The sequence below is a fragment of the Mangrovimonas futianensis genome (assembly GCF_021245805.1).
Classification (GTDB): domain Bacteria; phylum Bacteroidota; class Bacteroidia; order Flavobacteriales; family Flavobacteriaceae; genus Mangrovimonas; species Mangrovimonas futianensis.
The window spans coordinates 141,011-164,079 of record NZ_JAJJNF010000002.1 but is presented as its reverse complement, the minus strand read 5'-3'; the positions used below and the strand labels follow the sequence as shown (position 1 = coordinate 164,079).

The window sequence follows — 23,069 nt, the reverse complement described above, 5'->3', positions numbered from 1 at the left end:
AATTTTATCGAGAAGCAAACCAACGATCCAAATAGAAAATTATGAAAGCACATACTAAGGAAACACAAGCTACAATGACTCCAGAAAAGTCATTGCAATTCTTAAAAGAAGGAAATTTAAGATTCCAAAATAACTTAAAAGCCAATAGAAATTTATTGGAGCAAGTTAACGATACCAGTGAAGGACAATTCCCATTTGCAACCATTTTGAGTTGTATTGATTCTAGGGTTTCTGCAGAATTGGTTTTTGACCAAGGATTGGGAGATATTTTTAGTGTACGAATTGCAGGTAATTTTGTAAATGAAGATATCTTAGGAAGTATGGAGTTTGCATGTAAATTGGCAGGAACCAAACTTATTGTGGTTTTGGGTCATACCAGCTGCGGTGCTGTAAAAGGAGCCTGTGACCATGCTGAAATGGGAAATTTAACCAAGCTGATTGAAAAAATCACTCCGGCTGTGAAGGCAGTGAAAGAACCTTCTGAAGAAAGTATGAGAACCTCTAAAAATCTTGAGTTTGTGGATTCAGTTTCAGAGAAAAATGTTCATTTAACCATTGAAAGAATACATGCTGAAAGTCCTATTTTGAATGAAATGGAAAAAAATGGAGAAATTAAGATCATTGGAGCCATGTATGATATTAATACGGGAGCAGTTACATTTTTTGAATAGAAACAGAACATAGCGATTTTAAAAAATTAATGATTTAGTACTTTTAATGTAACACATGGACTTAAATAGAGTATTCGAAAATAACGAAATATGGATCCGAGAGAAATTGTCTAAGGACAAGGATTATTTTAATAAATTGGGCGCAGGTCAAAGTCCGCAATTTCTTTATATAGGTTGCTCAGACAGTCGGGTTGATGTTGAAGGACTTATGGGTTTAGAGCCAGGAGAAGCTTTTGTCCATCGTAATATAGCCAACATGGTTATTGCAACCGATTTAAATGCCATGTCTGTGATAGAGTATGCTGTTAATCATCTCAAGGTGGCAGATGTGGTCGTTTGTGGGCATTATGCCTGTGGCGGTGTTAAAGCAGCCATGTTATCGGAAGACCTGGGATTATTAAACCCGTGGTTGCGAAGCATAAGGGATGTTTATCGTTTACATTCAATAGAATTGAATGATATTTCAAATGAAGATGAAAGGTATGATAGGTTGGTAGAGTTGAATGTTCAAGAACAATGCGTAAATTTAATTAAAACTGCCGCTATACAAAAGGCTGTTAGAGAGCGAGGATTAAAGGTTCATGGTTGGGTTTTTGATGTTCATTCGGGCAAGCTCATTGATTTAAAGATTGATTTTGAATCTATTCTAGAAACAATTAGACAAATTTATCATTTAGATTAAATATTCAGTTAATAGTAAATCTAAAAAGCCATGGCATTTGCAATGGCTTTTTGACCTAAAAACTAACTTTACCTTCAAATATAAAGGGTTTTATTGCAATAAACTGTAAACAAATTCTGGATAGCCACGTTCTCCTGATTCGTTAGACATAGCTAAAAATTTAAGCTTGTAAAGGTTGCCATCGGTATCTTTGACAATATAAAAAACATGATCCTTTAGTGAAGGTTGAGTTCCTGGACCGCCACCATTTCTCCAGCTACTTCCTATTGCTCTTTGGTCGTTGTAAACGAAATTATTTTCCACCACATTAGATAAAGCAAACGTGTTGTAAGTCATGTCAGTTTCTTCTTCAGTATCAATCATATATACACCAACATTAGCTTTTGAATTATTCACCACAAAATCTGAGTACCCATAGGCCCCATAATTTTCAATTAAATTGGTAAAGACGGTAAAGTTTAGATCCCAGTTTGTTGAGGTTGGTTCGATGTTAACTTCACTGTTTGTATTGAAACTAAAGAAAGTGAAGTTATAATTACTATTTTTTGAAATAGTTACTTCTTGATGAGAAGTAGCATCCAATTCAGCATATTGCAAAATATAATTGTTTCCATCTTTCAACACACGGATTTTCATCCATCCCCGGCTTTCTCCCGTCACAGAAATGCTTCCAGTTTCAGGTGTGTCGGTACCAACTTCATATCCTAAATTCAATAGGTATACTTTGTTATCAGAATCATTTTCAGAAATCTCTGCCATTGCAGTCCCAGAGATATCTCCGTTAGGAGCATCGACAAAGGCAGCACTCTCGCTTTGAAAGGTTCCAACCGCAGCAAAAGGTTGCAGTTCCTGTACCTCCTGGTCACTTGAGGTAACTACATCAATATCAGTGGTAGTAAGGGCGGCAGCAGCCATATAAATAGAACCGTTGATAGCTACTCTAAAGCTATCACCAGAGTAAAATCCCAAATCCCAAGAATCACGTTGGATGCTTGTAGTTGTATTAGTACTTAAATCTATATATACTTGGTTTTGTTGATTCGGTCCGCCTATTTCTGGAGTGACATTGGCACCCTCAATTATAATATTAATGGGACCAGTGGGCGTGTCGTCTTCACTGCTACAACTTGTAAAACCCAAGACGGTAGTTATACATAAAACAGAAAAAAATTTGTTGATCATAATGGTTTTGATTTTAAATATTCAGATTGTATAAAAGTTTTAAATAATAGGAGCATCCATAACCCAATAGCAGGGATTGATTTCCACCAGAATGTGTCCCTCCCGAAGCAGAATTGCTGATATCTACCGAGGTTATATCCAAAAGATTTCTGGCTCCCAAAGTAAGTGTTAGGGCATCGTTAATAACCGATTTTTTTAAAGAGGCATCCAACCACCCATAACCATTGGTGGTTTGCTTTAAATAAAGGGAATTTCCGTTGTCATCTTCGCCAGAGGCTATGTAGGTTTGTTGTGGTCCTTGGTATTTGAAAAGCATGGTTACAAAAGTATTCCACTCCTTAAGGTGATAGGTACTGCTAGTATTCACCTGGTAAGCATATAAAAAGTCATCATTGCCATTAACTTCATTATTGTTAATGCGGGAAATACCCTGGAGGGTGGCACCCAGTTTTAAAGTCCATCGCTCTGTATTAATAGCATTGTCTGAGGTGATTCCCCATAGTTTGTAGGCATCAATATTAATGTATTGATATTGAAGAGGCAGAGTGTTTACAACCGCCAAGTCAATTTTATCTTGAACATCTATATAACTTAATTTCAAGGAATTCAACAAAGACATGTCACCTAGATAACTGTTCTTTTTAAGATTGATAAAAGCTGTAATTCCGTTTTCTGGTTTTAGGTTTTCATTGCCTCTTACATCGTGGTTGGAATCGACAAAGTAGTAATAGAGTTCTTCAAAATTTGGGGTTCTGTAAGAAGTGCCCACATTTGCTCGTAATTGAAAACCGTGGGATAATAAGTATCTGGCACTCAGACTACCGGTCAGTTGCGAGTGGTATTTGCTGTTGTACTCATAGCGTAATCCCGGTCTTAGCGATAGGGATTGGGTTACATTGTATTCCGACGAACCAAATAAGCCATAATTACCTTGAGTATGTGTTTTGTCTTGTTGTGTATAGTCCCCAGAAGCTTGGGTGTCAAACCCTTCAATATATCTAGTTTCATAACCCAATTGAAAATTGAAATCCTCACTTTTTATCAAATTATTGACAGCTCCTTTAGAGAAAATCACCTTGCTAGATTGGTAGGTTTCATTGGTTTCATCCGTTTTTTCTTCGGTAAGGATGTAGTAGTTAAATTCGTTAAGATCTCTTTCTTGTTGTTGAAATGAAAAGGAAGCATCATAGTTGATACCAGATTCCAAGCTTCCATTAATATTGAGGTTGTTAACCCATCTATTGGTCCTGAAAATCTTATCCGAAGCTGATGGATTGCTGGTTTGAGTTTCAACATCTATGTTAGATCTTACAGCTCGGTCATAGTAGTTCAGGATTTCATTGAAATACTCAAACTTGTAATTCAAGTTGAATTTTTCTGTTCGGTAATTAATCATAGCGTTACCAGTCCATTGTGTTTTGGGCAACCATTCATAACCTCGTAAACTATCGTTGATATAATGTTTCTTTCCTTGGTTATTATTTAAATAACCAGCAAATTGATTGCGGTTGAATCCTAATTTTCCAAACCATTTGTTTGAAAAATTATGAGCTAAGTTTAAGCCTTGAATATGTCTGCCCTTATCAAACCAAGCGTATTCATCGCCTACAGTTTCTTCTTGCAAGAGAGCTTCCAGCTTCCAGTTGCTGTCAATGGATTTTTTAGTGATTATGTTAATTACTCCAGAAACAGCGTTGGCTCCGTATTCCACACCCATAGCACCTTCAACAATTTCAATGCGTTCAATGTCATCCAAATTGATTTGTGTAAGATCTATATTGTTCCCAAGTCCGTTATCACTAACCAAAGGAATATTATCTACCAATATGTTGAAGTATTGGGAATCCAGACCGAAAAAAGAAATAGTTGATTTTCCAGATTGGGAATTGGGAAGAATGGTAAGGTTCAAGTTAAAGTTGAGTAGGTCTGCTAAATTATTGGCTGCCTGATTGTCTATTTGTTCACGTTTGATAACTATGACATTATGAACCGATTTTTTTATGGATTGCGGATTGTATTGGCCCGTAACCACCACTTCAGTCAATTGTTCCGTAAGGGTTGAGTCTTGTTTGACCTCTTGGGAGAAGGTAAAGTTGCTCAAAAAAAGAATAAAATAAATGACGTTTTTATTTTTATTTAGACTCATTCTTGATTAGATTTGCTGCAAATATATCATTGTTATTTGAAATTAGTCTAAATAAGTATAAAAAATAAATCCAAAGATCATGAAACATGTTTTTACCTCACTTTGTTTAATCTTTTTATTAAACTTTTATGGGTTTTCTCAGTCTAAAAAACGACAAGATCAAGAAGCTATAAAAGAGATGTGTGGTTGTTATGAAGTAACCTTTAATTTTGCAGAAACTTTTGAATATTCTGGTGATTCTACATATGTGCCTTCCAAAACAAAGCATGATCGCGGCCTGGAATGGGTACAATTGGTTGAGGATGAATCAAACAAGATTTCCATGCAGCATTTATTGATCGTCGGCAAACCTGATAGTCCACATATTGTAAAACATTGGAGACAGGATTGGGTATTTGAAAACACCCAATTTTATATGTACGATCATAATAATAAATGGAAGTTTGTAACCCTTCCCAAAAATGATGTTAAAGGGCAATGGACGCAAAAGGTATTTCAAGTAGATGACAGTCCACGCTATGAAGGTTCAGCCTCTTGGGTTCATATAGATGGCAAAAGCTATTGGGAAAATGAAGCCTCTGCACCACTTCCAAGACGGGAGTATACCACTAGAAGTGATTATAATGTGACTATCAGAAGAAACCGTCATGAAATAACCGAAAAAGGTTGGATTCATGACCAAGATAATGACAAAGTGGTTCGTGAAGCTGGTAAGGATGATGTAATTTTGGCGCAGGAAAAAGGATACAATACCTATGAGAAGGTCGATGATTCCAAATGTCAGGCAGCTCAAGATTATTGGTCCAAAAATCAAGGGAAATGGGCCGTGGTAAGAACAAAATGGAGTCAAGTATTTGCCAGACACCAAGATTTAATTCTTGCTGAAAAAGTAGATAATAAAGGCCTGTTTAAATATTTGTTGGATGACGCAAACTACCAAACAGCTGATCAAATTAATCTAGTAATTGATTCCTTCGTAAAATAAGTTATATGATAAAGAATATTTTATTCGTTTTAGCACTAATTCAAGTAACGGTTGGTGTGTCTCAAGAAAATGTATTTCTGAACAGAGATTTTTGGAAAGCAAAACCTACCGTGGCATTGGTAGATGAAAAGATTAAAGAGGGTAATGACCCAGCCCAAGCCAATGGGAACAATTTTGACGGTGTGGTAATGGCCATTTTAGCCGATGCTCCATATGAAACCATCACTCACCTCATTTCTCAAAAGGGGAACGATGTTAATAAATTGACCCATGACGGAAGAACTTATGTTTTTTGGGCGGCTTATAACGGAAATGCCGAATTGATGCAGTTTCTTATTGATCGTGGTGCAAGAATGGATATGACAGACGACCATGGTTTAACCCCTTTGAACTTTGCTGCAGGTCGCGGACAAATGAATACTAAGGTATATGATATTTGTTTAGCCAACGGTGCCAATCTTCAAAAGGATGTGAATAACAATGGCGCCAATGCCTTACTTCTTGCCGCTCCAAACGATCAAGATTTTAAATTGATGACTTATTTTAAGTCTAAAGGACTTGATGTGAATAGTGTTGATAGAGAAGGTAACGGGGTGTTTAACTATGTGGCTAGAACTGGTAATCTGGAATTATTGAATCAACTTCTTGAAAAGGGAATCAAAGGAAATGATCAGGCCTTTTTATTTGCCGCTGCTGGTGCTAGAGGAAGTGCCAATGGAGTTGAGGTTTATAAATTTTTGGAGGATAAAGGTCTAAATCCAAATGTCACCAATGACGAAGGTCAAACCCCTTTACATATTGTCGCAACTCGCAGTAAGGATAAGGAAGTTATAAACTATTTGTTGGAAAAAGGACTAAGTGTCAATCAGGAAGATCACAATGGCAATACCCCTTTCATGAATGCGTGTCAAAGAAATGATTTGGAAGTAGTTCAATTATTAGGGGAAGATGTCAAGCAAATCAACCATGCCAATAAAAAAGGTGAAACAGCTTTTTACTTGGCAATTGCAGGGAATAAATCCAATGTAGTAGGTTACTTGATAAATAAGGGAGCTGAAATAGGTGTAACAACGGCGGAAGGGAACAATTTGGTTTTTGCTTTGTTAGAATCTTACAACGCAAGGAACAAAGAAGCCTTCGAGAGTAAGTTAAAACTATTAAGTGAAAAAGGTTTAGATCTCGAACAAGAACAAGGTAACGGTGATACATGGTACCACCTAGCGGTTAAAAAGGGAAGCAAGGAGCTTTTAGATATGGCTGCTAAAATGAATTTGGATATCAATGCCAAAAACAAGGAAGGAAATACGGCCTTACACTTGGCTGCTATGAAAGCTAAGGATGATCAAATCATGAAATGGTTGCTTAACCATGGTGCCAATAAAAAAATCACCACCGAATTTGAAGAAACAGCACACGATTTGGCACAAGAGAACGAGTTGTTAGAAAAGAATCAGGTATCAATAGAATTTTTAAAATAAATAAAATGTTTAAAAAAGTAAGTTTTTTATCATTCTTGACCATGTTAGTATTAGGGTTTTACTCATTTACTAATAATGTAGATCCTATTAAGTATAAATGTATGGTTCAAATGACCAATTATACTGGTGAAGGCGCGTATATCGTTATTTCGTTAATCAATCCAAAAGGGGATTATGAAGAAACGCTATATGTTCAAGGGGATGACAGTGAGTGGTATAATACTTTGGAATCTTGGTGGAAATTTTATGGTAAAAAGCGTAATAACATCGATGCCATTACAGGAGCCACTATTTCTGGAGGGGAACGAACCATTTCTGTTATTTCCATAGATGATTCAAAAATCAATGCAGGTTATAAAATTCGATTTGAGACCGCAGTTGAAGATCAAGAATATTATCAAACGGATGTGGAATTTCCGTTAACTACTGAGAGTATTAAAGGCAAACATGAAGGAACAGGATTTATCCGATATGTTCGTATGATGCCTAATTAAAAAAACATTTATGACCATTTCAATTTGGAGATACAGTCACTTGGCGTTGGCTGTATCTTCCTTTGTATTTATTCTTTTGGCCTCGGTTACCGGAATTATTTTGGCATTTCAGCCTATTTCGGAACAAATGCAGCCCTATCATGTTTCCGATTTGGGCCAAGTTTCTTTGGCGGAAACCGTAGCTGTTTTTAAAAAGAATTATTCAGAGATTATTGAAATAAATATTGATGCAAATGGTTTTGTTTCGGCTTCTGTTTTTACAGAAGATGGTGAAAATTTAGAAGGATATTTCAATCCAGAAACAGCGCAGTATTTAGGGGAGAAAATAAAACCATCACCTTTTTTTCAATGGGTCACCAATTTCCATAGGTCCTTATTTTTAAAAAGCACAGGGAGGTTTCTAGTGGGGCTTTTCTCCTTCTTTTTGTGTTTAATTGCGCTCTCTGGATTAGTCTTGGTGATTAAACGACAAAGAGGACTCAAACAGTTTTTCTCCAAGGTTGTCAATGAAAACTTTATCCAGTATTGGCATGTTGTATTAGGCAGATGGTCATTGATTCCAATAATTATAATTAGTTTAACAGGAGTCTATTTATCCTTAGAAAAGTTTGATGTTTTACCTCAAGAAGCAAATGGACACCATGTAAATTTCGAAACGCTCAAAGCAAGTCCTGTCAAACCCATTTCTGTATTTAATTCCACTCAACTTTCTGAAGTTAAGTCCTTGGAATTTCCATTCTCTGATGATGTAGAAGATTATTTTATTCTGAAACTAAAAAATAGGGAGCTGGCCATTAGTCAGTTTACTGGCGAGATTTTAAGTGAGATTCCGCAGTCTAATTTCCAACTGTTGTCCAGATTAAGTTTGAATCTGCATACAGGTAAGGGAAGTATATTATGGTCTTTAATTTTAGCTATAGCAGGAGTCAATATTATCTATTTTGTGTATTCCGGTTTTGCCATGACCTTAAAACGTCGGAAGTCGCGATTGAAGAATAAATTTAAAAAGAATGACTGTGAGTATATCATTTTGGTCGGTTCAGAAAACGGTTCTACTTTTAGTTATGCCCAAGTGCTCTATGAAGGATTGCTAAAGGCCAATAAAAAAGTGTTTATTTCAGAATTGAATGACTTTGGAGATTACCCAAATGCCAAACACCTGATTGTCATGACGGCGACTTATGGTCAGGGCGAAGCACCAACAAATGCCAATAAGTTTTTGGACATCGTGAAGGACATGAAGCCATCCGGAGTCAACTATTCTGTGGTAGGGTTTGGATCTTTGGCTTATCCAGATTTTTGTCAATTTGCATTTGATGCAGATGAATCCATGAATTCGAGATTCTCTCAGTTTTTGAAGCCTTTCACCATTAATGATAAATCCATAGAATCTTTCCAGAAATGGGTTAATAAGTGGTCAAAAAAGGCAGAAATTCCGCTATCGTTAGCATTAGAAGAGCTTCAAACAAAACCAAAACAAACCAAAAAGGCAACCATTCTTTCCAAAACGGATGTCCATAATCAACCAGATGACACTTTTTTATTAACGCTTAAGTCAAAAAGGTATCAGAGGTTTCAATCAGGTGATTTATTGGCTGTTTATCCCAAGAACGATTATAGGGAACGTTTGTATTCTATTGGGAAAGTGAAGGGCCACATGCAATTGAGCATTAAGTTTTATGAGAACGGTCTGGGATCAAATTACCTTTATAACGGCGAAGCAGGAGATATTCTAAAAGGAAAAATCATAAGTAATACCCATTTTCATCTTCCAAAGAAAAGGTCTCAAGTCATGATGATTGCCAACGGTACTGGGGTTGGCCCATTTTTAGGGATGATTGATGAAAACAAAAAACATGACATTCAATTGTATTTAGGGTTAAGAACCCAAGATTCCTATGAGCTCTATAAATCACAGGTTGAAGGCTATTTACAAGATAGAAAACTTTGTGGTTTTCAATTGGCATTGTCGAGGGAGCATCATAAGCAGTATGTACAAGACCTACTTTTGAATGATGCCGAAAAGGTTGCAAAATTACTGTTGAGTGGAGGAACCATCATGCTTTGTGGCTCCTTGGCTATGCAGAACGGAGTAATAAATGTTTTGGAAACTATATGTTCTGACTATGCTCAAAAACCATTAAGTTATTTTCAAAAGGAACAGCAATTAAAGATGGATTGCTATTAGGAGGCATTTTCATCTTCCTTTACGGGACGCTCTATCGCATTGGCATTTCGGTCCATAATAATCGGGAAAATGGTAGGCAATAAAGATCGAACTGGTTCATAAAGCACAGAGTCCTTCATGTGCTCTTCTTGTCCCAAATCGATAGTATCATTATATTTCCCGTAAATGACCAAAAGAGCACTTAGAATCAATGCTATTTTAAGTCCGCCAAAAATGGCTCCAAGTAACCTGTTTAAAATACCCAATGCTGCAAAATCGGCGAGTTTGGTTAAAGCTTTCCCTGCAAGGGCAATGGCTAAAACGATAATTAAAAAAGTAATGGCAAAAGCTACAATGGAGATAGTGTTTTCTTCCCAATCAAAACGTTCTTTGAGAAGGTCAGAGGCGAAATAACTGAAGTGAATCGCTCCAAAGACGCCAGCTACAAGGGCAACCAAAGAGGCAATTTCTACAAACAGCCCTTTCATAAACCCTCGAACAATTCCGAATAATATGAGGGCGGCCAAAACAATATCAATAATGCTCATAGGTGTATTATTTCTGTAAATATACTGTAACTTTGCAACTTTAAAATTATTATGTCTAGAGACGAACAATTAAAGGAACGTTGGGAACTAGTAGTGACCAAATTATCCACTCAATTTGCAGACGGAGACCCATTAGATCTGGATGCTATTATCTATTTAATAGGGGTTCAGGAATTGGGACAGTTACATAGAAAATTTAAAAAAGACCATAAAGTCGATTTGATGCATATAGCTATTTGTAGGCTGTTGGAGCCTTATGGCTATTATGAATTTGATTTCTTTGATGATGAGGGATGGCCTCATTATAAAGTCAAGGAACAACTTCCTAATTTAAAATCTGGAGAGCAAAGTGTTTTAATGAAGGAAGCCATTGTAAACTATTTTTTGGAAACAGAATATATCAAGTAAGATTTATTAAATTTGCCACTCATTTTTAGGAGTTATGATAGATAAGATTAAAGAGTTGATTGCTGAAGCAGAGGAATTTAAAGCTCAGTCGAAAGATGAGATTGAAGCTTTCCGAATCAAATATTTAGGTAAAAAGGGTTTGCTTAATGACTATTTCAAGGAGTTCAAGAATGTTGCAAACGATCAAAAAAAGGAATTTGGACAAACTATCAATACTCTAAAATCTACGGTTCAGGAAAAGGTAAATACTCTTAAGGAAGAGTTTGAAAGCAAGGAAGAGGAAAAAGGTATTTATGGGGATTTGACTCGACCAGGCGAACCCATTGAAATTGGGTCTAGACATCCTATTTCCATAGTAAAAAATCAAATTATAGATATATTTTCGAGGATAGGTTTTAACGTGAGTGAAGGACCAGAGATTGAAGATGACTGGCATAACTTTACAGCCTTGAACTTGCCTGAATACCATCCAGCTAGAGATATGCAGGATACCTTTTTTATTCAAACCGATCCAGATATTCTTTTAAGAACACACACCAGCTCTGTCCAGGTGAGGTATATGGAGAATAACAAACCTCCTATTAGAACGGTGTCTCCAGGAAGAGTTTATAGAAATGAGGCTATTTCAGCCAGATCACATTGTTTCTTCCATCAAGTGGAAGGGTTGTATATTGATAAGGATGTAAGTTTTGCTGATTTAAAGCAAACGCTTCAGTATTTTACTACGGAGATGTTTGGGAAATCAAAGATTAGGTTACGTCCGTCTTATTTCCCGTTTACGGAGCCAAGTGCTGAGGTTGATGTATATTGGGGCTTGGAAACGGAAGTAGATTATCGCATTACCAAAGGAACCGGTTGGTTGGAAATCATGGGTTGTGGAATGGTAGATCCTAATGTGTTGGAGAATTGTGGAATCGATTCTAAAACCTATTCTGGATTTGCTTTTGGAATGGGAATTGACAGAATCGCCATGTTACTTCATCAAATAGGCGATATTCGACTGTTAAGTGAAAATGATGTGCGTTTCTTAGAGCAGTTTAAGTCCGCTTTATAAAATGCACCACATAAATAGATTTGAAGTCCGATAAACATCGGACTTTTTTTATTTAACAATTTTTTAACTTCGATAAGTTCGGATTTGTCCGAACCAAACGTACCTTTGTTTCAAACTTTCTGAAAATGGACCAAGATCTGGTAGAAAAAAAGAAGCTTTTAATTGAGAAGTTAGGTGTGTTTATTGAAAAAAGAGACAACCTAGCTCCAGTTGCAGCAAGAATACTGTCCTATATTATTCTAACGGGTAAAACTGGAACTACCTTTGAAGATTTGGTTACCGATTTATGTGCGAGTAAAAGTACCATTTCAACCCACCTAAATCATCTTTTGGATTTAAAGTCTCTCAATTATTTCACTAAACCTGGAGATAGGAAAAAATACTATATCCTGAATAGAGATTCCATAATACAAAACATGGATAAAATGATTCAAATGTGGAAAGCCGAGTTGGACCTTCATTTGGAAATTAAACAATACAAAAAAGACATGAATGTCGTACTTGATGATGAATCAAAATTTGAAATGACATTTCATGACGATTATATCACCTATTTAAATGTGGTGATGGAGTCAGTAGTAATATTAAAAGAAAAATTAACCGAAACACATTCATAATCCGAGTAAATTAAAATGAAAACATTGAATTATCGCCTAGTATCGCTTTTTATATTGTCGATTTGGATATATAGCTGTAAACAAGAACCTCAGCAAAGCCAACAACAAGCTCAAGCATTACCATTTGCCGTTACTGAAATTCCTCAAAAGGACATTACATCCTATGTGACTTATCCAACAACCATAGAAGGAACTATAAATAGTGAAGTTCGTGCTAAGGTTTCAGGATACATTCAAAAAGTTTTAGTAGATGAGGGGCAAAAAGTAAAAAAGGGACAAGCTTTATTTAAGCTGGAAACCCAAAGTTTGAGCCAAGATGCCGAAGCAGCCAAGGCAAGTGTCAATGTGGCGCAAGTTGAGGTTGAAAAATTAAAACCATTGGTAGATAAGAACATCATCAGTCCGATGCAATTGGAGACGGCGAAAGCTAATTTAGCTCAAGCCAAAAGTAACTACAACAGTATTTTGGCTAACATAGGCTATGCTACTGTTACAAGTCCGGTTGATGGATATGTTGGTGCTATTCCTTATAGAGAAGGGTCTTTGGTAAGTGCTACAAGTGCTAGACCTTTAACCACTGTGGCTAGTATTGAAAATGTATATGCCTTTTTCTCAATGAATGAAACGGAGTACCTGAACTTTTTACAACAGACCGAGGGTAAAACGCTTCAAGATAAAATAAACAATTTCCCAAAGGTGGGATTGCTTTTGGCTAATGGTCAAGCATATGACCAGAAGGGAACTATAGAAACAGTAACGGGTCAAATAGATGCAAACACAGGTACTGTTAGTTTTAGAGCTACCTTCAGTAATCCTAATCTATTGCTTACCAATGGGAATAGTGGAACTATTGAAATTCCTAAAAATTATGAAAATGCTGTGGTAGTTCCACAGTCAGCAACTTTTGAGCAACAAGGACAAACCTTTGTATATAAAGTGGACGAATCAAATACGGCAGTGGCAACTTTGATAACTATTGCAGATAAGTCAAACGAACTATATGTTGTAGGGTCTGGTGTTAAGGCTGGAGACCTTATTGTAGTTAAGGGAATCGGGAAATTACGTAATCGTACACCGATACAACCACAAAAGATGGCTTTTGATAGTATTGTTAAGCCTATTAAACCTCTTTTTCAATAATATTTAGAAGACAGAAATTATGTTAAAAACATTTATAGAAAGACCGGTATTGTCTACCGTTATTTCCATCATTATAGTGATTCTGGGTGTTCTGGGCTATACCACGTTGCCCGTAGAACAGTATCCAGATATTGCACCACCAACCATTCAGGTGAATGCGACCTATCCAGGAGCAAGTGCCGAAACTATTTTGGAGAGTGTCATCATTCCTATTGAAGAGCAGATTAATGGTGTTGAGGGGATGACCTATATGACCTCTTCGGCTGCCAACAATGGTACTGCTAATATTACCGTTTTCTTCGATCAAGAAATGGATCCAGATATTGCTGCGGTAAACGTTCAAAATAGAGTGTCGCGTGCTAATCCCTTATTGCCTCAAGAGGTTGTGCAAACTGGGGTTACCACACAAAAACAGCAAACATCAGCTTTGATGTTCCTTTCTGTATATTCAGCAAATGATGATTACAATGCAACATTCGTTCAGAATTATTTAAAAATCAACGTTATTCCTGCATTACAAAGGGTGAATGGTGTTGGTGACGTAAACGTATTTTCCAACCAGGATTATGCGATGCGTATTTGGTTGAAACCAGAAAAATTGGCAGCCTATAATTTAGTTCCAAGCGATGTAACTGCTGCCTTACGCGAGCAAAGTTTAGAGGCTTCTGCCGGATCGTTAGGTCAGAATGACGGACAGGCATTTTCATATAATATCAAGTATAGTGGTCGTTTTAAAACTGAAAAACAATATGAAGATATTATTGTAAAAGCGCTTGACAATGGAGAATATTTGAGGCTTAAAGATGTTGCTAAGATAGAATTAGATGCTCAAGGATATGACTCATACGGTTTTACAGAAGGGCATCCAAGTGTCAATATGGGTATTTACCAAACGGCAGGGTCGAATGCACAAGAGATTATCAATAGTATTAAAACAGAATTAGATCGTTTGTCTAAGGATTTTCCAGATGGGATTGATTATGAAATCAATTATGATACCAATAACTTCTTGACTGCTTCCATGAATAAGGTTAGAAATACCTTGGTAGAAGCTTTCTTGTTGGTATTTCTGGTGGTGTTTATTTTCTTGCAGGATTTCCGGTCTACTTTAATTCCAGCCATTGCAGTGCCAGTGGCAATTGTTGGAACCTTCTTTTTCTTGAATTTATTTGGTTACTCCGTAAATTTATTAACCCTTTTCGCCTTGGTATTGGCAATTGGTATTGTAGTGGATGACGCCATTGTAGTTGTTGAGGCAGTACACGCCAAAATAGATCAAGGGGCTAAAAGTGCGAAAACAGCAACATTAGATGCGATGCATGAAATTTCGGGAGCCATTATTTCAATTACTTTAGTTATGGCGGCCGTATTTATACCTGTGACTTTTATTCAGGGGCCAACGGGAGTATTTTACGAACAATTTGGTGTCACATTGATTGTTGCTATTTTAATATCGGCGGTGAATGCCTTGACCTTAAGCCCAGCCTTGTGTGCGCTACTTTTAAAGGGTCATGACGACCATGAGGATAAAAAGAAAAGTTTCCTTCAAAAATTCTACGATAGATTTAATGCTGGGTTTAATGCTACCACCGAGCGCTATGGAAGATCTTTGACATTTTTATATAAAAACAAGTGGGTTTCAGCTGTTATTTTAATATTGTCAGGAGTTGGGATATACTGGGCAGCAAATAGTACACCTACAGGTTTTGTGCCTAATGAAGACCGTGGAATCATATTTATGAATGTGGAATTACCTGCCGGTGCTTCTATGGATAGAACCAGTATGGTAACCCAAGAAATGTATCAAAAAGCCAAACAAATTCCTGGTGTAAGAGGGGTTACTGTAATCAATGGTCGAAGTTTAATTAGTGGTGCTGGTACCAATTATGGTCTGGGATTCGTAAAATTAAATGATTGGTCAGAACGTGAAAGTGAAGATCAATCCTCCAATGCCATTATAGGTAAATTATTTGGAATAGCAGCGAGTATTCCAGATGCCAATATTATATTCTTTGCACCACCAAGTATTCCAGGATTTGGACTTTCTGGAGGATTTGAAGTGAACTTGTTAGATAAATCAGGAGGAAGCTTTGAAGATTTAGATGCTACCACCCAGCAGTTTATTGGTAATTTGATGAAACACCCAGAAATTCAGTATGGACAATCGTCATTTAACACCAAATATCCGCAGTATGAATTGGATATCAATGTGCCATTAGCAAAACGTTTTGGGGTGCCTATCAGTAGCATTTTCTCAACCCTACAGGGATATATCGGAGGGGTATATGCAGCAGACTTTGCAAGATTTGGTAAGCAATACCGTGTATATGTACAAGCGCAACCTGAAGATAGAAGTGATGCTAGTTCCTTGAATGAATTATATATTAAGACCGGTAGTGGTGATATGGCGCCAATTACGCAGTTTGTAAGTTTAAAACGCGTTTATGGTCCGCAAACGGTAACACGTTTTAATCTTTATAACTCAGCAAAAATTAGTGGGGCATCTAATCCAGGATTCAGTACAGGTGATGCCATTGCCATTGTTAATGAAGAGATTAAAGGATTACCTAGTAATTATGAAGTAGCTTATTCAGGGTTATCCCGTGAAGAGGTAAGTGCAGGTAACCAAACAGTCGTTATTTTCCTTTTGGTAATTGTGTTTGTATACTTCTTGTTGGCAGCGCAATATGAAAGTTATCTATTACCATTTGCAGTTATCTTGTCGTTGCCTTTAGGAGTATTTGGAGCGTTTTTCTCAACCAAAGTCATGGGATTGGAAAACAACATCTATTTCCAAATTGCCTTGATCATGTTGGTAGGGCTCTTGGCTAAGAATGCTATTTTAATTGTGGAATTTGCGTTGCAGCGACGCCGACATGGTGAAGACCTGGTAGATGCTGCCATACATGGAGCTAAAGCTCGTTTAAGACCTATTTTAATGACCTCTTTTGCATTTATCCTAGGTTTAATGCCACTAGTATTGGCAAAAGGAGTAGGTGCTGAAGGAAACAATTCCATCGGGACTGGTGCGGCAGGAGGTATGTTGATAGGTACTATTTTAGGAGTATTTGTTATCCCCATCTTGTTTATACTATTCCAATGGTTACAAGAAAAAGTATCAAGTAAACCAGCTGTTGTTGAAATAAAAGAAGAAAATTAATCATGATTTCTATTATAAAAAATATTCTTATGAACCGTGTGGTATTAATAGTGCTTGCAGCTTCAACTTTGCAAAGTTGTTTTGTTGCCAAGGAATACCAGAGACCGGAATTTGAAGAAACAACCGATCTTTACAGGACGGATAATTTGCCACAAGATAGTTTGTCAATGGCAGATGTGTCATGGAAAGAGATGTTCACAGATCCTTATTTGATACAATATATTGAAGAAGGTTTACAAAACAATTTGGACATTCGTGTAGCTATCCAACAAATGGCTGCAGCAGAAGCTTATATGAAACAAGGAAAAGCCGGGTATTTGCCAAGTCTAAGTGCTGGGGCTTCAATGACCCATCAAGAATTGTCTAAAAATAGTCAATTTGGTTCCTTCTTTAATGGTGCTATTAACCAGTATGAGATCACTGGAAATCTTTCTTGGGAAGCAGATATCTGGGGTAAAATAAGAAGCAATAAAAGAGCGGGTGAGGCGAGTTATTTACAAAGTGTTTCCGCACACCAAGCTGTAAAAACCGAATTGATAGCGAGTATAGCCACTACTTATTACAGTCTTTTGGCTTTGGATTCTCAAAAGGCAGTTACCGAGCAAACCATTGCAGCAAGAGAAAGTAGTGTAACTACCATCCAAGCTTTAAAGGATGCCGGTCAGGTAAATCAGGTCGCTGTCGATGGAAATATAGCGCAGTACAACAATGCAAAAGCACTATTGATAGATGTTGAAGTTGCCATTTTCCAAACTGAAAACACATTGAATTTATTGCTGGGAAGACCGGCCCAAGAGATTCAAAGAACCCAGTTGGATGGTCAAAACCTTCAAGCTGAAATTAAATTGGGAGTACCTGCAACGTTGTTGCGCAATAGGCCAGATGTGATGGCTTCAGAATATGCCTTGATCAATGCGTTTGAATTGACTAATGTGGCGAAAAGTAACTTTTATCCATCGCTTACCATTACGGCTTCAGGTGGGTTGCAAAGTTTGGAATTGGATGAATTGATTAATGTCAATTCCCTTTTTGCCAATATCGTTGGTGGATTGGCTCAGCCTATTTTCAATAAAAGAGCCATTAAAACACAACATGAAGTGGCATTGGCACAACAGGAGCAAGCATTGTTGAACTTTAAGAGAGCTTTATTGGTTTCAGGGAATGAAGTTTCTAATGCTTTATATAACTATGATGCCTTAACAGAAAAATATGACTTTAGGGAAAAGGAAGTAGAAGCTTTAAGACAAGCTGAAACAAATTCTGAGGAGTTATTGGTTAATGGTTATGCCACATACTTAGATCTGTTAACTGCCAGACAAAATGCACTAAGTGCAGAGTTGAATTTGATAGACAACAAACTTCAGCAATTATTGAGTGTGGTCAATTTATACAAAGCCCTTGGTGGTGGATGGAAATAATAATTAGGTCTTAAAAAAAAGCATTAATCATGAAAGCTATTTTTGTAGCTACAAATTTTTCTGAAACATCAGACAATGCTGTCCTCTATTCAGCGTCATTGGCACAATTGTTTCAAGCTAAGCTTGTACTATTCAATTCCTTTAAATTGCCTGTACACGCCGCAAATACGTGGTTGACGGTAGAAGCGATGGAGAAATTGATAGAAAAGAATAGAGCTAAGTTAAAGGAACAAGCTGAGGATCTTTCCAAAGCGTTCAAGATTCAGGTTGAATATGACTGCCAATATATAGACTGGGAACGTGAGGTAGATACTTTAATGAATAACCATGGTGCCCGATTATTGGTTATGGGCATGTCGGCTAAATCCATGGAACAGAATTTACTTGGCAACCCGACAACCACATTGATCAGTATGAAAAAATTCCCTGTTCTTGCTGTACCCATAGGCGCCAAATTTAAGGGAATTGACAAGATCCTTTTTGCATGCGATTTAATGCAGGCGATTCCACTTAGAACATTGGCAAGGTTAAAGGAGATTGCCGAACAGCTCAAATCGCAAGTAACCATGTTCTATGTTGAAAAGAAAGTCAACGAGTTACAGGCAGAGAATCCTATTTTTGAGCACATTGAAAAAGGCTTGGAAAATGTAGTGCATGTTTATAAGAAAGTAAATTCTGATACGGTTATTAAGGAAATTGAAAAAGAAATCCTGGAATCCGATTCAGATCTGCTCGTAATGATTCCAAAGAAATATGGTTTTTGGGAGTCTATTGTGCATAAAAGTAAAACAAGGGTCATGGCTTCCGGGCTTAGTATTCCGTTACTATCTATTCCTGTAGATTAAATTTTAAGATTAAGTTTTATTTGAAATGACCACAAAGCAAGATCTTTTAGAATGCTCTATTTCCAACTTTACCAAGTTTGGAAGTAAACGGTTCACTATGGATGAGCTTGCCACTACTCTCGGTATTTCAAAAAAAACTATTTATAAATTCTATTCAAGTAAAGAGGATCTAGTAATTGCTAGTGTAAAGTATTTAATTGATGACTATAATCAGGTAGTCGATGAAATAATAAGTCAATGTCCGGATCCTCTTTTTTGTATTCTTAAGATTTACGAAAAGGGTTTTGAGCGTTTGTCATATTTTAAACCGTCTTTCATCTTTGGTTTAAAAAAATACTACCCTTTGGCTAATAAATTGTTTGATGAATTCAGACACCGATTCGTAAGAGAAAAAGTATATAGTTTGTTAGTCAAAGCCCAAGAACAAGGCCTCTTGGTAGATGAGGTAAACTTAAACCTTTTCTGTGATTTGTATTTTAACAGGATTGAGGAAATCGCTTTTTTACATGATAATTTGTTTCAAAGATATTCTTCACAGGAGCTTCTAGATCATTTCATTGTTTACAGCTTAAGAGGAATTACTAAGACTACTTATGTGTTTCCTAAACTGAAATAAGTTAATTTTACAGCATGAGAAAAGATATTGAAATCCCGAAGGTTGAAGGGGTATTTTGTGCTGCTGTCAATGAATTTAATCAAGTTCACAGAACCCAGGATTGGAACGTTTATTTAATCAATGATAAAGATGTGCCTTTAGAAATGGTTTTAATTGTTTCCAGGGGATATTCGGCTGACAAGGAAACCTCTCTTATGAGACATAAGTTGGAACAGTTGCCAGCAAAAAGTTATGCTAAGGTTGAGTTTTTACATGAGGATGTTTTAACCTTGAACAATGAATTTAAGGTGACTTTCTTTGAAGGGAATACTATGTTTGAAAAGACTTTCTTATTTCGACCCAATACTATCAATTTAAAGGCACTACAACCAATACCTTTAATGCAGGAAAAAGGTGTTGTGGTAAAGTAGAAAGATCTAAATAAAAAGAAACAAAGCCTCAAAATAAATTGAGGCTTTTGTTTTTCAATCTATTAAGATAAATGGTTATTTAAGATTTTAGCCCACCTTTGCGCCATAGGATATTCATTTCCCAATTGAGCGTTGAAATTTTCGCTGTACAGGATAAAATCTGCTAGCTTTTTTTCGTGTGTTTTATGTTTAAAACTAAGTTCTACTTGGGTTATAATTTCCTTTTTATCTTGCCCAGAACGTATCGTTTTAGATTGGGTATGGGCATAGCATTCGACTACGTGTTTTAAATCTACTTCATTTTCCAATGCTACTTCATCATTTTTTTTAACAAAGAAAGCCATTTGGTTGACTTCATCGAGGCCTATGGCATAATCACCACATTGTTCCACAGTTGAAATCTGGCATTGGCGATTTTGAGCCATTTGGTTTAAAGTGTTTATAACGTGTTTTTTCTTTTTATTGCTTCCTACTTGTACGGCTACAAAAGGAAATATACATATACTAACTATGATGGAACCCAATAGGGTACTTGCTACATCCATTTTTTATAAAATTTAAATTTGAAATAAGTTGAATATGGTCTTGTTGTTAAAGACCGCTAAATTTTTTAAAAATGGGATGCATTACCAATGGTAATGAAAGGGGAAAATGATTTGTGAAACCCCAAGAAAAATTTGAGGCTCTTCATTATGGAGTGTAAAGGTACTACTGCAAGCAGGGGTATAATTCTGTAAATGAAATGGCAAATACCCAAAATAATGGGAAGAATCGGTATCAAAAATGACCTCTAAATCTGTTCCAAAAGTGGGAGCATATTCAAGAGGTTCAGAATGATTAAGGATACAATTATCATTTGTGGATACATCAGCCTTGTTCCCGTGGTTCAATTGGAATTCAGAAGACAAGCTTTCACAAGCTATTTCCTTGTTTAATGAAAACCCAACAAGCGAGAGAAAAAAGAAAAATCCAAAAATGTAAACTAACTTTTTCACAGAACAAATGTACATGATATTCATGTTAAGTTTTTGCAAAAAATAGGGGTCATGGGCATTTTTTTTCAAAAAATCTTCTTGAAATGATTCCAAATTAAAGCATTAGAAGATTAAGAAAACGTTATAGTTATCAATAAGTTAACTCTTATTTTAAATACTTAATATGACTTTTTTCATGTTTATTTTTACATATGTCGTATACCTTTGATATGTAATTAAACAAGTAATGCCGTTTAAGTCACGGGAAGAGCTTGTAACCTGGGAATTATTAAGGGTAAATTTTGTATTTGACACTTAGATCGTTCTCAGCAACTAGATGAGATTATAATTAGTAACAATAAAAAATTAAGAAAATGGGAACTTTAGTAGAAGCCGAAAGAAACCTAGAAAAATATGGTTTGAAAGACACGGTAGTTCATTGGAATTTAAGCCCTGAATCCCTTCAAAAAATAACCGTTGAAAAAGGGATGGGGCAGGAAACTGCAAATGGCACCCTAGCCGTTAATACAGGAAAATTTACAGGGCGTTCACCTCAAGATAGATTTTTGGTACAAGACGAGTATACCAAAGATAAAATCTGGTGGGGAAAAATAAACAAACCTATTTCTCCTGAGAATTTCAACAAATTAAAAGACGAAGTCGTTGAATACCTTTCTGGTAAAGAAATCTATGCTAGAGATGGGTATGTGTGTGCCGATCCAGAGTACAAATTAAATGTTAGAACTGTTACAGAATTTCCTTGGTCAAACTTGTTTGTCAACAACATGTTTTTAAGACTTTCTGAAGAAGAACTTGAAACATTTGAGGAAGATTGGTTGGTGCTTTGTGCTCCTGGCTACGTAGCTCCAGATCCAGAGGCTGTTGGATTAAGACAAGGAAACTTCTCAATTATCAATTTTACAGATAAAATTGCATTAGTTGGAGGTTCAGCCTATACTGGTGAGATGAAAAAAGGAATATTTACAGCCTTGAACTTGATTCTTCCAGTAGAAAGAAACGTATTGCCTATGCACTGTTCTGCTAATGTGGGTGAAGAAGGTGATACAGCCATTTTCTTCGGATTATCTGGAACAGGAAAAACAACCCTTTCTGCAGACCCTAACAGAAAATTGATTGGTGATGATGAACATGGTTGGACAGCCAACAACTCAATCTTCAATTTTGAAGGAGGTTGTTATGCCAAAGTTATTGACTTAACAGAAGAAAAAGAACCAGATATCTATAGAGCAATCAGACCTGGAGCTTTACTTGAGAACGTTATCATAAATAATGGAGAAGTAGATTTTGAAGACAGTACCATTACTCAAAATACACGTGTAAGTTATCCAATTGAACATATAGATAACATTCAAGTTCCTTCTTATGCTGATAATCCTAAGAACATATTCTTCTTGACTTGTGATGCTTTTGGTGTGTTGCCTCCAGTATCTAAATTGACTCCAGGTCAAGCAGCATATCACTTTATCTCTGGTTATACTGCTAAGGTAGCTGGTACTGAAGCTGGAATTACTGAGCCTGTACCTTCATTCTCTGCTTGTTTTGGAGCACCATTCATGCCATTGCACCCTACTGCATACGCTGAAATGTTAAGCGCTAAAATGCAAGAAGCTGGAGTAAATGTTTGGTTGATCAACACTGGATGGAGCGGTGGCCCTTATGGAGTTGGTTCTAGAATCAAGTTGAAATATACAAGAGCTATGATTTCTGCCATCCTTAATGGAGAATTAGATAATGTAGACTTCGAACAACATCCAATTTTCGGATTGTTCATGCCGAAGTATTGCCCAGGAGTTCCAACTGAAATTTTGGATCCGATGAATACTTGGTTGCAAAAAGGAGCTTACATAAGTAAAGCAATTGGATTAGCACATTCATTCCATTTGAATTTTGAAAAATTTGCTAGTCAAGCTTCAGCACAAATTATGGAAGGTGGACCACTTATTGATGAACACCATCAATTAGCTGACACGATATAAAACAATTTTTAGTTATTAATTATTGAAGTGCCTGCCTAATCTTCAGATTTTGGAAAACTTACTGAAGATTTAGGCAG

21 protein-coding genes are annotated in these 23,069 nt (G+C 36.5%); 16 read left to right on the top strand and 5 right to left on the bottom strand.

Annotated features, from left to right (window positions below; translation table 11 throughout):
- Nucleotides 1-41 precede the first annotated feature (41 nt).
- Both LOK78_RS03510 and LOK78_RS03505 read left to right on the top strand, forming a co-directional pair.
- Entirely contained in the window at nt 42-671 is a 630-nt protein-coding gene (locus LOK78_RS03510) for a carbonic anhydrase family protein (RefSeq protein WP_232393748.1), read from the top strand.
- 55 nt (nt 672-726) lie between these two features.
- The gene (locus LOK78_RS03505; protein ID WP_232393749.1) at nt 727-1,353 is read left to right on the top strand and encodes a carbonic anhydrase; all 627 of its coding nucleotides are present in this window, start codon (nt 727-729) and stop codon (nt 1,351-1,353) included.
- A 90-nt stretch (nt 1,354-1,443) separates the two neighbouring features.
- Here LOK78_RS03505 and LOK78_RS03500 read toward each other — a convergent pair whose 3' ends face one another.
- Both LOK78_RS03500 and LOK78_RS03495 read right to left on the bottom strand, forming a co-directional pair.
- Nucleotides 1,444-2,535 (bottom strand): HmuY family protein, encoded by a 1,092-nt coding sequence (locus tag LOK78_RS03500; RefSeq protein WP_232633679.1) that lies wholly within the window; start codon nt 2,533-2,535, stop codon nt 1,444-1,446.
- A 13-nt stretch (nt 2,536-2,548) separates the two neighbouring features.
- Nucleotides 2,549-4,681 (bottom strand): TonB-dependent receptor plug domain-containing protein, encoded by a 2,133-nt coding sequence (locus LOK78_RS03495; protein WP_232633678.1) that lies wholly within the window; start codon nt 4,679-4,681, stop codon nt 2,549-2,551.
- 79 nt (nt 4,682-4,760) lie between these two features.
- Here LOK78_RS03495 and LOK78_RS03490 point away from each other — a divergent pair, with 79 nt between their 5' ends.
- Genes LOK78_RS03490 through LOK78_RS03475 form a run of 4 tightly spaced genes read left to right on the top strand, consistent with a single transcriptional unit; the run spans nt 4,761 to nt 9,826 of the window.
- Nucleotides 4,761-5,666 (top strand): DUF6607 family protein, encoded by a 906-nt coding sequence (locus tag LOK78_RS03490; RefSeq protein WP_232633663.1) that lies wholly within the window; start codon nt 4,761-4,763, stop codon nt 5,664-5,666.
- Between the two features lie 5 nt (nt 5,667-5,671).
- Nucleotides 5,672-7,144, top strand: a complete 1,473-nt coding sequence (locus tag LOK78_RS03485; protein WP_232633662.1) for an ankyrin repeat domain-containing protein — start codon at nt 5,672-5,674, stop codon at nt 7,142-7,144.
- 41 nt (nt 7,145-7,185) lie between these two features.
- The gene (locus LOK78_RS03480) at nt 7,186-7,638 is read left to right on the top strand and encodes a DUF2271 domain-containing protein (protein ID WP_232634153.1); all 453 of its coding nucleotides are present in this window, start codon (nt 7,186-7,188) and stop codon (nt 7,636-7,638) included.
- A 10-nt stretch (nt 7,639-7,648) separates the two neighbouring features.
- On the top strand, nt 7,649-9,826 hold the full coding sequence (locus LOK78_RS03475) for a PepSY domain-containing protein (RefSeq protein ID WP_232633660.1): 2,178 nt from the start codon (nt 7,649-7,651) through the stop codon (nt 9,824-9,826).
- Here the strand turns inward: LOK78_RS03475 and LOK78_RS03470 are convergent.
- Nucleotides 9,823-10,353 (bottom strand): CvpA family protein, encoded by a 531-nt coding sequence (locus LOK78_RS03470; RefSeq protein WP_232633657.1) that lies wholly within the window; start codon nt 10,351-10,353, stop codon nt 9,823-9,825. The genes LOK78_RS03475 and LOK78_RS03470 overlap by 4 nt on opposite strands.
- A 51-nt stretch (nt 10,354-10,404) precedes the next feature.
- Here LOK78_RS03470 and LOK78_RS03465 point away from each other — a divergent pair, with 51 nt between their 5' ends.
- The 9 genes from LOK78_RS03465 to LOK78_RS03425 all read left to right on the top strand — a co-directional run bounded on the left by LOK78_RS03465 (nt 10,405) and on the right by LOK78_RS03425 (nt 20,021).
- Complete coding sequence (locus tag LOK78_RS03465; RefSeq protein WP_053970928.1) at nt 10,405-10,761, top strand: hypothetical protein; 357 nt, start codon at nt 10,405-10,407, stop codon at nt 10,759-10,761.
- A gap of 34 nt (nt 10,762-10,795) precedes the next feature.
- Entirely contained in the window at nt 10,796-11,815 is a 1,020-nt protein-coding gene (gene pheS / locus LOK78_RS03460) for a phenylalanine--tRNA ligase subunit alpha (protein ID WP_053970929.1), read from the top strand.
- A gap of 125 nt (nt 11,816-11,940) precedes the next feature.
- Nucleotides 11,941-12,432 carry a GbsR/MarR family transcriptional regulator gene (locus LOK78_RS03455; RefSeq protein ID WP_232393756.1) on the top strand — a complete coding sequence of 164 codons (492 nt, stop codon included), beginning with the start codon at nt 11,941-11,943 and terminating at the stop codon, nt 12,430-12,432.
- A gap of 15 nt (nt 12,433-12,447) precedes the next feature.
- Nucleotides 12,448-13,572: an efflux RND transporter periplasmic adaptor subunit gene (locus LOK78_RS03450; RefSeq protein WP_232393757.1), complete on the top strand. Its 1,125-nt coding sequence runs from the start codon at nt 12,448-12,450 to the stop codon at nt 13,570-13,572.
- A gap of 19 nt (nt 13,573-13,591) precedes the next feature.
- Nucleotides 13,592-16,732: an efflux RND transporter permease subunit gene (locus LOK78_RS03445; RefSeq protein ID WP_232393758.1), complete on the top strand. Its 3,141-nt coding sequence runs from the start codon at nt 13,592-13,594 to the stop codon at nt 16,730-16,732.
- 2 nt (nt 16,733-16,734) lie between these two features.
- Nucleotides 16,735-18,150 carry an efflux transporter outer membrane subunit gene (locus LOK78_RS03440; protein WP_166957016.1) on the top strand — a complete coding sequence of 472 codons (1,416 nt, stop codon included), beginning with the start codon at nt 16,735-16,737 and terminating at the stop codon, nt 18,148-18,150.
- A gap of 29 nt (nt 18,151-18,179) precedes the next feature.
- Nucleotides 18,180-18,995 (top strand): universal stress protein, encoded by an 816-nt coding sequence (locus LOK78_RS03435; RefSeq protein WP_166957018.1) that lies wholly within the window; start codon nt 18,180-18,182, stop codon nt 18,993-18,995.
- A gap of 25 nt (nt 18,996-19,020) precedes the next feature.
- Entirely contained in the window at nt 19,021-19,611 is a 591-nt protein-coding gene (locus tag LOK78_RS03430) for a TetR/AcrR family transcriptional regulator (RefSeq protein ID WP_232633655.1), read from the top strand.
- Between the two features lie 14 nt (nt 19,612-19,625).
- Nucleotides 19,626-20,021 carry a hypothetical protein gene (locus tag LOK78_RS03425; RefSeq protein WP_053970936.1) on the top strand — a complete coding sequence of 132 codons (396 nt, stop codon included), beginning with the start codon at nt 19,626-19,628 and terminating at the stop codon, nt 20,019-20,021.
- 62 nt (nt 20,022-20,083) lie between these two features.
- Here the strand turns inward: LOK78_RS03425 and LOK78_RS03420 are convergent, their stop codons facing one another.
- Nucleotides 20,084-20,566 carry a hypothetical protein gene (locus LOK78_RS03420; RefSeq protein ID WP_166957022.1) on the bottom strand — a complete coding sequence of 161 codons (483 nt, stop codon included), beginning with the start codon at nt 20,564-20,566 and terminating at the stop codon, nt 20,084-20,086.
- Nucleotides 20,567-20,647: 81 nt separating this feature from the next.
- Nucleotides 20,648-21,040, bottom strand: a complete 393-nt coding sequence (locus tag LOK78_RS03415; RefSeq protein ID WP_157492080.1) for a hypothetical protein — start codon at nt 21,038-21,040, stop codon at nt 20,648-20,650.
- A gap of 329 nt (nt 21,041-21,369) precedes the next feature.
- On the opposite strand from LOK78_RS03415, the gene pckA reads away from it, so the two are divergent.
- Nucleotides 21,370-22,992, top strand: a complete 1,623-nt coding sequence (pckA, locus tag LOK78_RS03410) for a phosphoenolpyruvate carboxykinase (ATP) (protein ID WP_232633653.1) — start codon at nt 21,370-21,372, stop codon at nt 22,990-22,992.
- The last annotated feature ends 77 nt before the right edge of the window (nt 22,993-23,069 follow it).

Bases quoted from the DNA above. Each gene is read 5' to 3' on its own strand.
- LOK78_RS03510 (WP_232393748.1), top strand. From the start codon at position 42: ATGAAAGCACATACTAAGGAAACACAAGCTACAATGACTCCAGAAAAG.
- LOK78_RS03505 (WP_232393749.1), top strand. From the start codon at position 727: ATGGACTTAAATAGAGTATTCGAAAATAACGAAATATGGATCCGAGAG.
- LOK78_RS03500 (WP_232633679.1), bottom strand. From the start codon at position 2,535: ATGATCAACAAATTTTTTTCTGTTTTATGTATAACTACCGTCTTGGGT.
- LOK78_RS03495 (WP_232633678.1), bottom strand. From the start codon at position 4,681: ATGAGTCTAAATAAAAATAAAAACGTCATTTATTTTATTCTTTTTTTG.
- LOK78_RS03490 (WP_232633663.1), top strand. From the start codon at position 4,761: ATGAAACATGTTTTTACCTCACTTTGTTTAATCTTTTTATTAAACTTT.
- LOK78_RS03485 (WP_232633662.1), top strand. From the start codon at position 5,672: ATGATAAAGAATATTTTATTCGTTTTAGCACTAATTCAAGTAACGGTT.
- LOK78_RS03480 (WP_232634153.1), top strand. From the start codon at position 7,186: ATGTTAGTATTAGGGTTTTACTCATTTACTAATAATGTAGATCCTATT.
- LOK78_RS03475 (WP_232633660.1), top strand. From the start codon at position 7,649: ATGACCATTTCAATTTGGAGATACAGTCACTTGGCGTTGGCTGTATCT.
- LOK78_RS03470 (WP_232633657.1), bottom strand. From the start codon at position 10,353: ATGAGCATTATTGATATTGTTTTGGCCGCCCTCATATTATTCGGAATT.
- LOK78_RS03465 (WP_053970928.1), top strand. From the start codon at position 10,405: ATGTCTAGAGACGAACAATTAAAGGAACGTTGGGAACTAGTAGTGACC.
- pheS (WP_053970929.1), top strand. From the start codon at position 10,796: ATGATAGATAAGATTAAAGAGTTGATTGCTGAAGCAGAGGAATTTAAA.
- LOK78_RS03455 (WP_232393756.1), top strand. From the start codon at position 11,941: ATGGACCAAGATCTGGTAGAAAAAAAGAAGCTTTTAATTGAGAAGTTA.
- LOK78_RS03450 (WP_232393757.1), top strand. From the start codon at position 12,448: ATGAAAACATTGAATTATCGCCTAGTATCGCTTTTTATATTGTCGATT.
- LOK78_RS03445 (WP_232393758.1), top strand. From the start codon at position 13,592: ATGTTAAAAACATTTATAGAAAGACCGGTATTGTCTACCGTTATTTCC.
- LOK78_RS03440 (WP_166957016.1), top strand. From the start codon at position 16,735: ATGATTTCTATTATAAAAAATATTCTTATGAACCGTGTGGTATTAATA.
- LOK78_RS03435 (WP_166957018.1), top strand. From the start codon at position 18,180: ATGAAAGCTATTTTTGTAGCTACAAATTTTTCTGAAACATCAGACAAT.
- LOK78_RS03430 (WP_232633655.1), top strand. From the start codon at position 19,021: ATGACCACAAAGCAAGATCTTTTAGAATGCTCTATTTCCAACTTTACC.
- LOK78_RS03425 (WP_053970936.1), top strand. From the start codon at position 19,626: ATGAGAAAAGATATTGAAATCCCGAAGGTTGAAGGGGTATTTTGTGCT.
- LOK78_RS03420 (WP_166957022.1), bottom strand. From the start codon at position 20,566: ATGGATGTAGCAAGTACCCTATTGGGTTCCATCATAGTTAGTATATGT.
- LOK78_RS03415 (WP_157492080.1), bottom strand. From the start codon at position 21,040: ATGAATATCATGTACATTTGTTCTGTGAAAAAGTTAGTTTACATTTTT.
- pckA (WP_232633653.1), top strand. From the start codon at position 21,370: ATGGGAACTTTAGTAGAAGCCGAAAGAAACCTAGAAAAATATGGTTTG.